Origin of the sequence: Herbaspirillum sp. meg3 (genome assembly GCF_002257565.1) — a bacterium.
Lineage (GTDB): Bacteria > Pseudomonadota > Gammaproteobacteria > Burkholderiales > Burkholderiaceae_D > Herbaspirillum.
In genome coordinates this window covers 746828-760384 of record NZ_CP022736.1, presented here as the reverse complement: position 1 = coordinate 760384, position 13557 = coordinate 746828, and the positions used below count along the sequence as shown (strand labels likewise).

The following is a 13557-nucleotide window of genomic DNA, read 5'->3' as shown; positions in this document are numbered from 1 at the left end:
TGATCATTGCTTCAGGCATCGGCAGGGCGGCTGGCTTTTTCTTCCAGGCCCGACAAGCCTTCGCGACGGGCCAGTTCATTGAGCACATCCTGCGGCTTGAGGTCGAATTGCGCCAGCAGGACCATGGAATGAAACCACAGGTCGGCGCATTCGTAGAGTACCTTGGAGGCATCCCCACTCACGCGCGCATCCTTCGCAGCCATGATGGTTTCTGCCGCTTCTTCGCCGATCTTTTTCAAGATCGCATCGTCACCCTTGGAAAACAACTTGGCGACGTAAGACTTTTCAGGATTACCGCCGTTGGCCAGCTTGCGCGATTCGATGACTTCAGCCAGACGGCGCAGTGTTTCACTCATGGGGTTACCTTGGGAGTTACTTTGCGCGTACGCTTCGGCTTTTCTTTTTCCGACGCGGCTTCGCCGTCCTTCAGGACAGGCTCGACAGTCTGCCATTCACCAGTCTCGGCGTTGCCTTCAAACTTCTGAAAGAAGCAGGAATGACGACCGGTATGACACGCGATGCCGGCCACTTGCTCAACCTTGAGCAAGACGACGTCTTCGTCACAGTCGAGGCGGATTTCATGGACCTTCTGGAAATGGCCGGACTCCTCCCCCTTGTGCCACAGCTTCTTGCGCGAGCGGCTCCAGTAGACGGCTTCGCCGGATTGCACAGTCTTGGCCAGCGCTTCGCGATTCATCCAGGCGAACATCAGCACGTCGTTGGAGCCGACTTCCTGAGCAATCACCGGCACCAGTCCGACTTCGTCCCACTTCACCTTGTTCAGCCATTTTGCACTGATGCTCATGCCAGCCTCATAGGAATATTTTGATCGGCCATAAAACGTTTCGCTTCCTGCACTGTGTGTTGACCGTAGTGGAAGATGCTCGCGGCAAGTACAGCGTCCGCCTTGCCCTGCTTGATGCCGTCGGCCAGATCCTGCAAACCGCCGACACCGCCGGATGCGATCACGGGAATCGCCACTGCCTCGGACACTGCGCGCGTGAGCGCCAGGTCGAAGCCGCTGCGCGTACCGTCGCGGTCCATGCTGGTCAGCAGAATTTCTCCGGCGCCGAGTTGCGCCATCTTGCGCGCCCACTCCACCGCATCCAGCCCGGTTGCGTTGCGGCCGCCGTGGGTGAATACTTCCCACTTGCCTTCGCCGGTGCGCTTGGCGTCAATCGCGACGACGATGCATTGCGAACCGTATTTGCTTGCGGCGTCTTCCACCAATTGCGGATTGGTCACTGCCGACGTGTTGATGCCGACTTTATCGGCGCCGGCATTGAGCAATCGGCGTACGTCATCGACAGCGCGTACGCCGCCACCGACGGTCAGCGGAATGAAGACTTGCGAGGCAACTGCTTCAATGATGTCGAGAATCAGGCCACGACCGTCCGACGACGCCGTAATGTCGAGGAAAGTGATCTCATCCGCACCCTGCTCATCGTAGCGGCGCGCGATTTCAACAGGATCGCCGGCGTCGCGCAACTCAAGGAAATTGACGCCTTTGACAACCCGTCCGGCCGTCACGTCGAGACAGGGAATGATGCGTTTTGCGAGTGTCATGATTGTTCGCTGTCGGACCCTTCGGATGCCGGTGATGCTTCTTCAGTCAATTCGTCGGCGCGATCTTGCGCCGAGCTCAGATCCAACGTACCTTCATAAATCGAACGGCCGCAAATGACGGCTTCGATGCCCTCGTCCTGCACGCCGCACAGCGCTTCGACGTCCTTGATGCTGTGCACGCCGCCGGAGGCGATGATCGGGATCGAGACAGCCTGCGCCAGGCGCACGGTTGCTTCGATGTTGACGCCACCCATCATGCCGTCGCGGCCGATATCGGTGTAGACGATGGCTTCGCAGCCGTAGCCTTCAAATTTTTGCGCGAGGTCGACCACTTCATGGCCGGACAGCTTGCTCCAGCCGTCGGTGGCAACTTTGCCGTCCTTGGCGTCGAGGCCGACAATGATCTGGCCCGGGAACGCGCTGCACGCATCGTGCAGGAAACCTGGATTTTTCACCGCAGCGGTGCCGATGATGATGTAGGACAGGCCATCATCGAGGTAACGCTCGATGGTATCCAGATCACGGATACCGCCGCCGAGCTGTACGGGGATTTCGTCGACGTCGTTTTCGACGGCGAAATCACGCACGGCCTTGAGGATGGCTTTGACGGCGGATTCATTCTTCGGCTTGCCTGCAAAGGCGCCGTTCAGATCAACCAGATGCAGACGACGAGCGCCCTGCGCGAGCCAGTGACGCGCCATTTCGGCAGGGTCTTGGGAGAATACGGTGGCTTGGTCCATATCGCCTTGCTTCAGGCGAACGCAATGACCGTCTTTCAGGTCGATGGCAGGTATCAGCAGCATGGCTACGGTAATAACGTTAGGTAAGAAGAAAACAAGTCAGCATCGCTGCACAACTTGCCGGTTGGACAAAAATTAAGCAAAAATCAAGGTTTCCAGTGTACGAAATTCCGGTACAGCTGCAAACCCGCAGAGGCACTTTTTTCCGGATGGAATTGCGTTGCAAAAATATTATCGCGGGCGACGGCACAGGCGAACGGCTGACCATAGACGGTCTCGCCGACGGTGTGAGCCGATTGGCCCGGTTGCGCGTAATAGCTGTGCACGAAATAGAAGTAAGCCTGCTCGTCAATGCCGCTCCAGAGCGGATGCGCGACCTTTTGGTGGACGCGGTTCCAGCCCATTTGCGGCACTTTGAAACGCGAGCCGTCATCCTGAGTCTGGCCCTCGAGCTGAAAGCGCACCACTTTGCCCGGCAATAAACCAAGTCCCGGCGTATCGCCTTCCTCGCTCCAGTCGAACAACATTTGTTCGCCGACGCACACGCCAAACAACGGTTTGCTGCGCGATGCCTCGATCACGGCTTCCTGCAAGCCGGACTCCCGCAGGCAGCGCATGCAGTCCGGCATGGCGCCTTGGCCCGGCAATACGATACGGTCAGCCGACTGGATATCGGCAACTTCGCCGGAAATACGCACGTCGGCTTCAGGCGCGACATGACGCAGGGCTTGCGCGACCGAGCGCAGATTGCCCATCCCATAATCCACTACAACAATTTTATTCATAGTAAAGAATGCAAAAGCACAGAAAGTGCGGACGGCGAAACCAGCTGTCGCAGCGGTTACGCCAATCAGCTCACATTACAGACTGCCTTTGGTGGAAGGAATTGTTCCTGCCGCGCGCGAGTCAAGCTCGATAGCCATGCGCAATGCACGGCCAAAAGCCTTGAAGACGGTTTCGCATTGATGGTGCGCATTGATGCCGCGCAAGTTGTCGATATGCAGCGTGACCTGCGCATGATTGACAAAGCCATGGAAGAATTCGCTGGTCAGATCAACGTCAAAGCCGCCGATCATCGAGCGTGTAAAGGGGATGTGGTATTCAAGGCCCGGACGCCCGGAGAAATCGATGACCACGCGCGACAGCGCTTCGTCGAGCGGCACGTAAGCGTGACCGTAACGGCGAATGCCCTTCTTGTCGCCGATGGCCTTGGCGAAAGCCTGGCCCAGCGTGATGCCGACGTCTTCCACGGTGTGATGCGCGTCGATGTGCAGGTCGCCCTTGGCCTGGATGTCGAGGTCGATCAAGCCATGGCGCGCGATCTGGTCCAGCATGTGATCGAGAAAAGGCACGCCGGTGTCCAGCTTTTGCTGGCCGGTGCCATCCAGGTTGATCGCGACGCGAATTTGCGTCTCGTTGGTGTTGCGGACGACTTCTGCAGTTCGTGGAGTTGACATGATCAGGGTAAAACAGACATTACAAAAGTGATTCCCGGCTGAGCTCCTGAAGCGATTCTTTCAGGGCAACCAGGAACGAGGCATTCTCTTCGGGTGTGCTGACGTTGACTCTCAGGCAATTTTGCAGCAATGGATGCATTTTACCGGCATTTTTGACTAATACCTTACGTTGCAGCAGTCCTGCAAACACTTTATCCGCATTTGCCAGCCGAATCAGTAAGAAATTGGCTGCGGAAGGGAAAACTTCAATAGCGCCGACGGCAGAAATCGCTGCCGCCAGATCGCTGCGCGCACTGCGCAATGCCGCCGCCTGCCGGTTCAGCTCGGCCGTATGATCCAGCACGAACTCCGCCGCAGTCTGAGTCAGCACATTGATATTGTAAGGAGGACGCACCTTGTCGAATTCCTGCAACAACGCCGCGTCTGCCGACATGTAACCGAGACGGATGCCGGCCAGCCCGAGCTTGGAGACGGTGCGCATGACGACCAGATTGTTGAATTCCGGCAAGCGAGGCATGAAGCTTTCTTGTGCGAACGGCTGGTAGGCTTCATCGACGACGACGATACCGCTATCTCCCACGGCGCGCAGGATGGCCTCCATGTCGTCGGCGTCGTACAGCGTACCGGTCGGATTATTCGGATAGGCCAAATACGTGATCGCCGGCTGATGATCGGCAATTGCCGCCAGCATGGCGTCGAGATCGAGCGTGAAATCCGCCTTGAGCGGTACGCCGACATAGTCGAGACCGGCAAATTTGGCAGAGACGCCGTACATCACAAAACCCGGCTCCGGCGCCAGCACCTTGGCGCCTGCTTTGGCGCAAGCCACCGACACGATGGAAATCAATTCGTCCGAACCGTTACCCAGCAATACGTCGAAACCCGCCGGTACGCCCATGTGGCGGCACAGCTTGGCTTTCAGCTGTGTGTAGGACGGCACCGGATAACGATTGAGCGCGACATCGGCCAGACGCTGCCCAAGTTCCGCGCGCAAAGCCTGCGGCAAGGTGTAGGGGTTTTCCATGGCGTCGAGTTTGACGAAGCCGGCGGCGTCCGGTACCGGATAAGCCGACAGAGCGCGTACATCCGCGCGGATGATTTTTTCAACCAGCGACTTGCTCATTGGAGGTCTGTGTTGAAGTGGGATTCAGGTCGGCCACACGCTGCTCAATCAGCGCGCAATAAGCCGGGTTAAGTTCAAAACCAACAAACTGGCGGCCGCAGCGTCTTGCCGCTACCGCCGTCGTGCCGCTGCCCATGAAAGGATCAAGCACCACGCCGCCCGGCGGACAGGACGCCTTGATCATGCGCTCGACGATTTCCAGCGGCTTTTGCGTCGGATGGTCAGCGCGCTCCTTGTGCTCGCGATGCAGGCGCGACACGCTCCAGACGTCTTTTGGGTTGTAGCCCATTTCCAGCCACTTGGCGCCGACAAAGATCGAGCGCGAGCGCGCCTTTTTGGTCTCGGCATCATACGGAATCCGGATCGCGTCGAGGTCGAAGTAATAATCTTTAGCGCGTGCAAAGAAACCGATGGTGTCATGCACCGACGAATACTTGCGGGTGCTGCCGCCCATCGACGGCACGCGGCGATCCCAGATGATTTCGTTGAGCATGGTCATGCGGCGTTTGAGCATGACAAAAATTTCCGGCGAGTAACGCCAGGTCAGAAAGATGTAGAGACTGCCGTTCGGCTTGAGCTTGGGAATGGCGGCAGTGATCCACTGTTCGGTCCATGCCAGATAAGCGTCAGTGTCGAGCTTGTCGGAGTCGTTGCCGTAATCCTTGCCAAGACCATATGGAGGATCCGCGATCAGCAGATCGATCTGGCCATCGGGAATGCGCGCCAGACCGTCCAGCGCATCTTCGCAAAAAACGCGGTCGAGCCAGCTCATCGCAGGCCTGGCTCAACGCGGCGCGTTGTCATTTGAGTCGGTACTCCGCAGAGCGCGCGTGCGCCTGCAGGCCTTCGCCATACGCCAACTCTGCGGCGACCTTGCCCAGTGTCTGGGCGCCGGTTTCGCTGACCTGAATGATGCTGGAACGCTTCTGAAAATCGTAGACGCCCAGCGGCGACGAAAAACGCGCCGTACGCGAAGTCGGCAGCACGTGATTCGGACCGGCGCAATAGTCGCCCAGCGATTCCGATGAAAAACGGCCGAGGAACATGGCGCCGGCGTGACGAATCTTGTCGGCCCATTGCTGGGGCTGTTCGGTGGAAATCTCCAGATGCTCGGCGGCGATCATGTTGGCGATCTCGCAGGCCTCATCCATGTCGCGCACCTTGATCAGCGCACCGCGATCGGTCAGCGAAGTGCGGATCACGTCCTTGCGCGGCATGGCGTCGAGTTGTTTGTTGATGCTGGCTTCGACCTTGGCGATGTAGTCGGCATCCGGGCACAGCAGGATGGATTGCGCCAGCTCGTCGTGCTCGGCCTGCGAGAACAAGTCCATGGCGATCCAGTCCGGATCAGTGCTGCCGTCGCAGATCACGAGGATCTCCGAAGGGCCGGCGATCATGTCGATGCCGACCGTACCGAACACGCGACGCTTGGCGGCCGCAACGTAGGCGTTGCCGGGACCGACGATCTTGTCGACTTGCGGAATGGTGTCGGTGCCATAGGCCAGTGCGCCGACGGCTTGTGCGCCGCCGATGGTGAACACGCGGTCCACGCCGGCAATCGCTGCGGCAGCCAGCACCAGTTCATTCTTCACGCCGTCCGGTGTCGGCACGACCATGATGACCTCTTGCACGCCGGCGACTTTGGCCGGGATCGCGTTCATTAACACCGACGACGGATAGGCGGCCTTGCCGCCCGGCACGTAGATGCCGACGCGGTCGAGCGGCGTGACTTTTTGTCCCAGTACGGTGCCGTCCGCTTCGGTGTAGAGGAAACCGTCGGAGCCGCATTCCTTCTTTTGGCGCTCATGATAGGCGCGCACGCGGTCGGCGGCCGTTTGCAAAGCATCGCGACGCGCAGCGGGCAAACCGGCCAGCGCTTGCTTCAACTCGTCCTGACCGATTTCCAGCGCCGCAACACCGGTGGCAGTGAGGCGATCGAAACGATTGGTGTATTCCAGTACCGCAGCATCGCCACGCGCCTTGACGTCGGCCAGGATGCCTGCAGCGGCACGATCGATGGCTTCGTCTTCGCTGGCTTCAAAGGCCAGGACGGCAGACAGCTTCTGCTTGAAGCCGGCTTCGGTGGAATCCAGTTTTCGGATGGCTATGCCCATGATGTGCCTTTGCTACTCTCGGTGCGGGTTCGGTCAGTGTCAGGTATTGCTCTTGCTGCGCTTAGGCGTTCGCCTGCGACGCTCTTTCGAATGCTTCCAGAATTGGCTGCAGACGTTCGCGCTTCAATTTCAACGCAGCCTGGTTCACGACCAGACGCGAGGAAATTTCCATGATGTGTTCGACTTCCACCAGCTTGTTGGCGCGCAAGGTGCCGCCGGTGCTGACGAGGTCGACGATCGCGTCGGACAGACCGACCAGCGGCCCCAGTTCCATCGAACCATACAGCTTGATCAGATCGACGTGCACGCCCTTGGAGGCGAAATGCTCGCGCGCGGTCTTGACGTATTTGGTGACCACGCGCAGGCGCGCACCCTGGCGCACCGCGCTGGCGTAATCGAACCCGTCTTGCACCGCGACCGACAGGCGGCATTTGGCGATGTTCAGATCGATAGGCTGATACAAGCCTTCGCCGCCATGCTCCAGCAACACGTCCTTGCCGGCCACGCCGAAATCGGCGGCGCCGTATTGCACGTAAGTCGGCACATCCGAAGCACGCACGATGATCACGCGCACAGCCGGATCATTGGTCGGCAGGATCAGTTTGCGCGAGGTCTCGGGATCTTCGGTGACTTCGATGCCGGCGGCTTTGAGCAGCGGCAGCGTTTCTTCGAAGATGCGTCCTTTGGACAGTGCGAGGGTGAGTTGCTGAGTCATGTTTTAGTACGGCTGATTTAAAGCTGAACTGCGGCTGAGTTACAGCTGATTATTTAACGCGTTCGATCTGTGCACCGATCGACGACAATTTGTTTTCCATGCGATCGTAACCACGATCAAGGTGATAAATACGTTCGATCAAGGTCTCGCCCTGTGCCGCCAGACCTGCGATGACCAGCGACGCCGAAGCGCGCAAGTCAGTCGCCATCACCGGCGCGCCGACGAATTTCTCGACGCCCTTGACGATCGCGGTATTGCCTTCGATGTCGATGGCTGCGCCCAGACGATTCATTTCTTGCACGTGCATGAAGCGATTTTCAAAAATCGTTTCCGTCACATGACTGGTACCTTCGGCGATGCAGTTCAGCGCCATGAATTGCGCCTGCATGTCAGTCGGGAAGCCTGGATATTCGGTAGTACGGAAGCTGACCGCCTTCGGACGGCGCGCCATTTGCACGCGGATCCAGTCATCGCCGGATGTCAGGATGACGCCGGCTTCGCGCAGCTTGTCCAGCGCAGCATCGAGCAGGCTGCTGCGGGTGTTCTTGAGTGTGACGTCGCCGCCCACTGCCGCCACTGCGCACAGGAAGGTGCCGGTTTCGATACGGTCGGCGATGACGGTGTGCGATGCGCCGTGCAGTTTGTCGACGCCCTGGATTACCAGGCGGTCGCTGCCGATGCCTTCGATCTTGGCGCCCATGGCTACCAGCAGGTGCGCAAGGTCGCTGACTTCAGGTTCGCGCGCGGCGTTTTCCAGCACAGTCTCGCCGTCGGCCAGCACTGCCGCCATCAGCAGGTTTTCCGTGCCGGTGACGGTGATCATGTCGGTGACGATGCGCGTACCCTTGAGGCGTTTGGCCTTGGCGTAGATGTAGCCGGCGTCGATGGTGATCTCGGCGCCCATGGCTTGCAGGCCCTTGATGTGCTGATCGACCGGACGCGAACCGATGGCGCAGCCGCCCGGCAATGAGACCTTGGCTTCACCAAAACGCGCCAGCAAAGGACCCAGCACCAGAATCGAGGCGCGCATGGTCTTGACCAGTTCGTACGGCGCTTCCAGCTTGGTGATATCGCCACCGTTGAGGGTGACGTTGTGATCATTCTGCTCTGCGCGCAAACCCATCTGGCGCATCAGCTTGAGAATGGTGCTCACGTCCTGCAGGTTCGGGACATTCGACAGATTCAGCGTGTCGGCGGTCAGCAGACCTGCACACAAAATAGGCAATGCGGCGTTCTTGGCGCCGGAAATGACGACTTCGCCGGAGAGGCGATTACCGCCGCGGATTAAAAGCTTGTCCATGAAAAAGCTAGGCCTTATTTCTGAAATTCTTCGGGAGTGAGGGTCTTCATCGACAGAGCGTGAATTTCCTCGCGCATGCGGTCGCCGAGCGCCGCGTAAACCAACTGATGACGCTGGATCAGGCGCTTGCCGGTAAAGGCATCGGACACGATCACGGCGGTGAAGTGCTGACCATCGCCTTCGACTTCAAGATGCGAACATGCCAGGCCGGCAGCGATGTAATTTTTAACAAGTTCAGGTGTGGGTAGCATGGTGCAGCTCTTCACTAGGTAATCAATAGACAATGCAAACAGCGTTGGCCGTCAGTGTGCGCCGGTGCGCAATTTGTAGCCGCTCTTCAACATGCGTACCGCCAGAGTCGCCAGCACGACGAAGAAAACGGTGACGATCGAGAGGCTGATCATGGGGTTGATATCGGACTGTCCGAAGAAGCCGTAGCGGAAGCCATCGATCATATAAAAAAACGGGTTGAAATGCGAGACCGTTTGCCAGAATGGCGGCAGCGAGTGGATCGAATAAAACACGCCGGCCAGGAAGGTCAGCGGGACGATCAGGAAATTCTGGAACGCCGCCAGCTGGTCGAACTTCTCGGCCCAGATACCGGCCACCAAACCCATGGTGCCAAGGATGGCCGCGCCCAGCAAGGCAAAGATCACAATCCACCATGGTGCAACAAAGCTCAGGTGACCGAACCAGGCCGTCACGACAAACACGCCCGCGCCAACGATCAGACCGCGCACGACTGCCGCCAGCACATAGCCGCCGAACATTTCCCAGTGTGACAACGGAGTCAGCAGCACGAACACCAGATTGCCGGTGATCTTGGACTGGATCAGCGAAGACGAGCTGTTGGCAAAAGCGTTCTGCAACACGCTCATCATCACCAGGCCCGGCACCAGGAAACCGGTGTATTGCACGCCAGGATACACCTGCACACGATCCTGCAGCACGTGGCCGAAGATCAGCAGATACAGCATGGCCGTCATGATCGGCGCAGTGACGGTCTGTGTTGCGACTTTCCAGAAACGCAACACTTCTTTATAAAACAAGGTTTGAAAACCGGTCATTTGGCACCTTCCATGATCTGGATGAAGACGTCTTCCAGATCGGCCTGTTGCAACTGCATGTCATCGATGACGGCGCCGCCCTGACGCAGTGCCGACAGAATGGGCTCGACGTCGTTGTAGTCGTTCACGCGCAGGGTGTATTTCACGCCTGACAACAACTCTTCGGGATGCGTCACCAGCGGACGCAGGCTATCGGGCAAGCCGCCCGACTTCAGGCGCAGCACCAGTTGCGAACCGGAAATGCGTTTGATCAGCGCGTCGGTCGAATCCAGTGCGACGACCTTGCCGAATTTCAGCATTGCGATGCGGTTGCACAATGCCTGCGCCTCTTCCAGATAGTGCGTGGTCAGGACGATGGTGTGGCCTTCGCGATTCAGACGGCCGATGAACTTCCACAAGGTCTGGCGCAATTCAACGTCAACCCCGGCGGTCGGCTCGTCGAGCACGATGACAGGCGGCTTGTGCACCAGCGCCTGAGCCACCAGCACACGGCGCTTCATGCCGCCGGACAAGGCGCGCATATTAGTGTCGGCCTTGTTGGTCAGGTCGAGGTTATCCATCACCTCGTCGATCCACTTGTCGTTGTTCTTCAGGCCAAAATAGCCCGACTGCATGCGCAAGGTCTCGCGCACGGTGAAGAACGGGTCGAACACCAATTCCTGCGGTACGACACCCAGCTTGGTACGCGCGGCACGGTAATCAGTGACGACGTCATGGCCATGGATGGTGACCGAGCCGGAGTCGGCGCGATTCAACCCCGCCACAATGGAAATCAGCGTGGTTTTGCCGGCCCCGTTGGGACCGAGCAGGCCGAAAAACTCACCCTCTTCTATCGAGAGCGAAACACCGCCCAGCGCTTGCAGCGACTGGTAGCGTTTTTCGACATTGTTAATCTGTAGAGCAGCCATTTTTTTGGTGCGCTTTTAGGACACGGTGAGGGAATAAAACATGCCGCAGGCCTTTTGCATCAAGGCAATACCCGGTGCGGCGAAACGTTGGATTATAGGGGATTTCCGATCTTGCAGCCGGAACGGCCAAGCAAAGAGGAACGTCGGCTATCGGCCTGATGGTCCGATGACAACAGGAAGGAGATCAGTGATGTCGGTCTGAGGCAGAGGTCGGTGCACCCAACAAGGAGGCGGCACCGTACAAATCGACCAGACTTTGCAGATTGGTCGGCAGAACGCCGAATTGCAAAGTCAGGCCTTTTTGTTTTGCTGCACGTTGCCAGGCCAGCAATGTTGCCACAGCAGACGAGTCCACTGTTGCCACAGCGCTCAGGTCGATCACCGACTGGCCGCCTGCAATCGCTTGCAAGCCTGCCGCCAGTGTGGCACTGGCATTGTCGACGGTCAGCGTGGCGGCTGGTTTGAACATGGCAAGATTTCCTGTGGTTTTACTCAAGTGTAACGATTGCAGCTTGGCTTGTTTTTAGCTTATTTCTTGGCGGAAGAACGGGAAGCCAGTTGCTTGTTCTTGTCCGACAGGCTCTTGATCAGGCCATCGATGCCACCCTTGGTGATTTCGCTTTGGAACGTGCCCTTGTACGCTTCCACCAGCCATGCTCCCATGACGTTGACGTCATACAGCTTCCAGCCGTTGGCCAGTTTTTCCAGGCGATAGCTCAATTGGATCGGTTCGCCGCGCGACTGGATCACTTGCGAACGGACTTCGACTTCCGTATCGGCCGGGTCAGCGCGCAATGGCTTGTATTCGATCTTCTGGTCACGCACTTGCGACAACGCGCCGGAGTAGGTGTAAATCAGCAAGCTGCGGAATTCGGTGATCAGCTGTTTTTGCTGTTCCGGTGTGGCCTGGCGCCAGTAGCGGCCGGCTGCCAGCGAAGTCATGCGCTCGGAGTCAACGTAAGGCAGAATTTTTTCTTCGACCAGGGAAACGATACGGCTGATGTTGCCGGCCTGAATGTCCTTGTCGGTCTTGGCGGTATTGAGCACGTCATCACTGATGCGCTTGACCAGAGCGTCCGGCGCTTCTTGCGCGGAGGCTGCGGAGGCGAATGTCAGCGCAGAAACCGACAGGGCGATTGCCAATAATTTAGAGAGCATGTTCATAGTCTGTAGATCCATTCATTAACTGGTTGCGCCAACCATGGCGACCACTTTGCCACAAGTGGAGCCGGCAAGGCGTTGCCGGTTCCAAACGGATACCGGAGATACAACTTGGTGACAGTCTCCGGTTTTTCAAGTGACACCGGGCGCATTTGCAGCGCCCGGCTTGTTACAGCAGTGTTGCTGATGCTGATGTTACGGCTTGATGACTTCTTCCTTGCTGGACTTGCCATCATCCTTGTTGCCGTCAATCTGTGACTGGCGGCTTTGCAGATAGGTATCGCGCACGAAGTCGTATTTATCCAAAGCAGCATCTTCCAGCAGATTGGAAGCGTCCAGCAGTTGCGCACGCTTGTCGATCACGCGAACCACGCTGCCTACGTTACGCCAGCGCACCGGCTTCTTGTAGCTCCACAGGTCGCCATAGAAATCGGCAGGCAAAGCAGCGGTATCGCGGATCGTCGACGGACCCAGCAATGGCAGCACAACGTAAGGGCCGGAGCCTACGCCCCACTTGCCCAGCGTCTGGCCAAAATCGGATTTCTGCTTCGTCAGGCGGGCTTCCGTACTGACGTCCAGCACACCACCCAGACCGAAAGTCGTATTGACGGCGACGCGCATGAAGCTGGTCACGCCGGTTTCAACGCGGCCCTGCAGAATCTGGTTCACGGCCGACCACAGGTCGCCGATATTGCCGAAGAAGTTACCGATACCGGTCTGCACGAACTCCGGCAAGACGAATTGATACGCCTGCGCGGCAGGCTTCAATGCCACCTTGTCGACGGTGTCATTGAAACTGAACATCGCGCGATTGAAACCTTCAAGCGGGTCGTTCGGGTTGTTCGAAGTTGCGCAACCACTGAGCGCGGCAACCATGGCCAGCGTACTGATGCGAGCTGCGTATTTCATTTTGAATTATCCTTTCCCTCTGCTGCCTTGCTATATAAGAACTGGCTGATCAGGTTTTCCAGCACGATCGCCGATTGTGTCAGCTTGATCGTGTCGCCTGTCGCCAGATTTTTTACATCACCCCCCGGCTCGATACCGATGTATTGCTCGCCAAGCAGACCTGAAGTCAGGATCTTGGCTGAACTATCCTTTGGGAACTGGTAACGCTCATCCATGTTGAGTGTGACCACTGCCTGAAATGTCTTGTCGTCGAACCTGATCGAATCAACGCGCCCCACCACGACACCGGCGCTCTTGACCGCCGCGCGCGCCTTGAGGCCGCCGATGTTGTCAAACTTGGTGGTGATTGCGTATGTCTTCTGGCTGAACGAGAACGAGCTCATGTTGCCGGCCTTCAGCGCCAGGAAAATCAAAGCTGCTGCGCCCAGCAAGACAAACAAACCCACCCATACGTCCAATGTTTTACGTTGCATACCTAGCCATCCTAAAAATCAATC

General features: G+C 57.9%; 18 protein-coding genes. All 18 read right to left on the bottom strand.

Annotated features, from left to right (window positions below):
• Positions 1-11: 11 nt before the first annotated feature.
• Positions 12-356, bottom strand: a complete 345-nt coding sequence (locus tag hmeg3_RS03520) for a phosphoribosyl-ATP diphosphatase (protein ID WP_094562505.1) — start codon at positions 354-356, stop codon at positions 12-14.
• Complete coding sequence (gene hisI, locus hmeg3_RS03515) at positions 353-805, bottom strand: phosphoribosyl-AMP cyclohydrolase (RefSeq protein WP_094562504.1); 453 nt, start codon at positions 803-805, stop codon at positions 353-355. The genes hmeg3_RS03520 and hisI overlap by 4 nt, the downstream gene beginning before the upstream one ends.
• Positions 802-1566 carry an imidazole glycerol phosphate synthase subunit HisF gene (gene hisF / locus hmeg3_RS03510; protein WP_094562503.1) on the bottom strand — a complete coding sequence of 255 codons (765 nt, stop codon included), beginning with the start codon at positions 1564-1566 and terminating at the stop codon, positions 802-804. The genes hisI and hisF overlap by 4 nt, the downstream gene beginning before the upstream one ends.
• Positions 1563-2369, bottom strand: a complete 807-nt coding sequence (hisA, locus tag hmeg3_RS03505) for a 1-(5-phosphoribosyl)-5-[(5-phosphoribosylamino)methylideneamino]imidazole-4-carboxamide isomerase (RefSeq protein ID WP_094562502.1) — start codon at positions 2367-2369, stop codon at positions 1563-1565. The genes hisF and hisA overlap by 4 nt, the downstream gene beginning before the upstream one ends.
• A gap of 83 nt (positions 2370-2452) precedes the next feature.
• Positions 2453-3091 carry an imidazole glycerol phosphate synthase subunit HisH gene (gene hisH, locus hmeg3_RS03500; RefSeq protein WP_094562501.1) on the bottom strand — a complete coding sequence of 213 codons (639 nt, stop codon included), beginning with the start codon at positions 3089-3091 and terminating at the stop codon, positions 2453-2455.
• Positions 3092-3166: 75 nt separating this feature from the next.
• Complete coding sequence (gene hisB / locus hmeg3_RS03495; RefSeq protein WP_094562500.1) at positions 3167-3763, bottom strand: imidazoleglycerol-phosphate dehydratase HisB; 597 nt, start codon at positions 3761-3763, stop codon at positions 3167-3169.
• A 19-nt stretch (positions 3764-3782) separates the two neighbouring features.
• Entirely contained in the window at positions 3783-4886 is a 1104-nt protein-coding gene (gene hisC / locus hmeg3_RS03490; protein ID WP_094562499.1) for a histidinol-phosphate transaminase, read from the bottom strand.
• Positions 4867-5658 (bottom strand): site-specific DNA-methyltransferase, encoded by a 792-nt coding sequence (locus tag hmeg3_RS03485; RefSeq protein ID WP_094562498.1) that lies wholly within the window; start codon positions 5656-5658, stop codon positions 4867-4869. Before hmeg3_RS03485 ends, hisC begins: the two co-directional genes overlap by 20 nt.
• A gap of 28 nt (positions 5659-5686) precedes the next feature.
• Complete coding sequence (hisD, locus tag hmeg3_RS03480) at positions 5687-7000, bottom strand: histidinol dehydrogenase (protein WP_094562497.1); 1314 nt, start codon at positions 6998-7000, stop codon at positions 5687-5689.
• Between the two features lie 61 nt (positions 7001-7061).
• Positions 7062-7715, bottom strand: coding sequence for an ATP phosphoribosyltransferase (hisG, locus tag hmeg3_RS03475; RefSeq protein WP_094562496.1), 654 nt, complete (start codon positions 7713-7715; stop codon positions 7062-7064).
• A 49-nt stretch (positions 7716-7764) separates the two neighbouring features.
• Complete coding sequence (gene murA / locus hmeg3_RS03470; RefSeq protein ID WP_094562495.1) at positions 7765-9015, bottom strand: UDP-N-acetylglucosamine 1-carboxyvinyltransferase; 1251 nt, start codon at positions 9013-9015, stop codon at positions 7765-7767.
• A 14-nt stretch (positions 9016-9029) separates the two neighbouring features.
• Positions 9030-9266 (bottom strand): BolA family protein, encoded by a 237-nt coding sequence (locus hmeg3_RS03465; protein WP_050476633.1) that lies wholly within the window; start codon positions 9264-9266, stop codon positions 9030-9032.
• Between the two features lie 51 nt (positions 9267-9317).
• Positions 9318-10082, bottom strand: a complete 765-nt coding sequence (locus hmeg3_RS03460) for an ABC transporter permease (RefSeq protein WP_094562494.1) — start codon at positions 10080-10082, stop codon at positions 9318-9320.
• Entirely contained in the window at positions 10079-10990 is a 912-nt protein-coding gene (locus hmeg3_RS03455; protein ID WP_094562493.1) for an ABC transporter ATP-binding protein, read from the bottom strand. The genes hmeg3_RS03460 and hmeg3_RS03455 overlap by 4 nt, the downstream gene beginning before the upstream one ends.
• A gap of 184 nt (positions 10991-11174) precedes the next feature.
• On the bottom strand, positions 11175-11459 hold the full coding sequence (locus hmeg3_RS03450; RefSeq protein WP_094562492.1) for a lipid asymmetry maintenance protein MlaB: 285 nt from the start codon (positions 11457-11459) through the stop codon (positions 11175-11177).
• A 59-nt stretch (positions 11460-11518) separates the two neighbouring features.
• Positions 11519-12154, bottom strand: a complete 636-nt coding sequence (locus hmeg3_RS03445) for a phospholipid-binding protein MlaC (RefSeq protein ID WP_094562491.1) — start codon at positions 12152-12154, stop codon at positions 11519-11521.
• 192 nt (positions 12155-12346) lie between these two features.
• Positions 12347-13060, bottom strand: a complete 714-nt coding sequence (locus hmeg3_RS03440; protein ID WP_094562490.1) for a VacJ family lipoprotein — start codon at positions 13058-13060, stop codon at positions 12347-12349.
• Positions 13057-13533: an outer membrane lipid asymmetry maintenance protein MlaD gene (gene mlaD / locus hmeg3_RS03435; RefSeq protein ID WP_094562489.1), complete on the bottom strand. Its 477-nt coding sequence runs from the start codon at positions 13531-13533 to the stop codon at positions 13057-13059. Before mlaD ends, hmeg3_RS03440 begins: the two co-directional genes overlap by 4 nt.
• Positions 13534-13557 lie beyond the last annotated feature (24 nt).

Coding starts and splice junctions, on each gene's coding strand:
- hisA (WP_094562502.1), bottom strand. CDS start 2,369: ATGCTGCTGATACCTGCCATCGACCTGAAAGACGGTCATTGCGTTCGC.
- murA (WP_094562495.1), bottom strand. CDS start 9,015: ATGGACAAGCTTTTAATCCGCGGCGGTAATCGCCTCTCCGGCGAAGTC.
- hmeg3_RS03455 (WP_094562493.1), bottom strand. CDS start 10,990: ATGGCTGCTCTACAGATTAACAATGTCGAAAAACGCTACCAGTCGCTG.
- hmeg3_RS03485 (WP_094562498.1), bottom strand. CDS start 5,658: ATGAGCTGGCTCGACCGCGTTTTTTGCGAAGATGCGCTGGACGGTCTG.
- hmeg3_RS03440 (WP_094562490.1), bottom strand. CDS start 13,060: ATGAAATACGCAGCTCGCATCAGTACGCTGGCCATGGTTGCCGCGCTC.
- hmeg3_RS03445 (WP_094562491.1), bottom strand. CDS start 12,154: ATGAACATGCTCTCTAAATTATTGGCAATCGCCCTGTCGGTTTCTGCG.
- hisI (WP_094562504.1), bottom strand. CDS start 805: ATGAGCATCAGTGCAAAATGGCTGAACAAGGTGAAGTGGGACGAAGTC.
- hisF (WP_094562503.1), bottom strand. CDS start 1,566: ATGACACTCGCAAAACGCATCATTCCCTGTCTCGACGTGACGGCCGGA.
- hisG (WP_094562496.1), bottom strand. CDS start 7,715: ATGACTCAGCAACTCACCCTCGCACTGTCCAAAGGACGCATCTTCGAA.
- mlaD (WP_094562489.1), bottom strand. CDS start 13,533: ATGCAACGTAAAACATTGGACGTATGGGTGGGTTTGTTTGTCTTGCTG.
- hisB (WP_094562500.1), bottom strand. CDS start 3,763: ATGTCAACTCCACGAACTGCAGAAGTCGTCCGCAACACCAACGAGACG.
- hmeg3_RS03460 (WP_094562494.1), bottom strand. CDS start 10,082: ATGACCGGTTTTCAAACCTTGTTTTATAAAGAAGTGTTGCGTTTCTGG.
- hisC (WP_094562499.1), bottom strand. CDS start 4,886: ATGAGCAAGTCGCTGGTTGAAAAAATCATCCGCGCGGATGTACGCGCT.
- hisH (WP_094562501.1), bottom strand. CDS start 3,091: ATGAATAAAATTGTTGTAGTGGATTATGGGATGGGCAATCTGCGCTCG.
- hisD (WP_094562497.1), bottom strand. CDS start 7,000: ATGGGCATAGCCATCCGAAAACTGGATTCCACCGAAGCCGGCTTCAAG.
- hmeg3_RS03520 (WP_094562505.1), bottom strand. CDS start 356: ATGAGTGAAACACTGCGCCGTCTGGCTGAAGTCATCGAATCGCGCAAG.
- hmeg3_RS03465 (WP_050476633.1), bottom strand. CDS start 9,266: ATGCTACCCACACCTGAACTTGTTAAAAATTACATCGCTGCCGGCCTG.
- hmeg3_RS03450 (WP_094562492.1), bottom strand. CDS start 11,459: ATGTTCAAACCAGCCGCCACGCTGACCGTCGACAATGCCAGTGCCACA.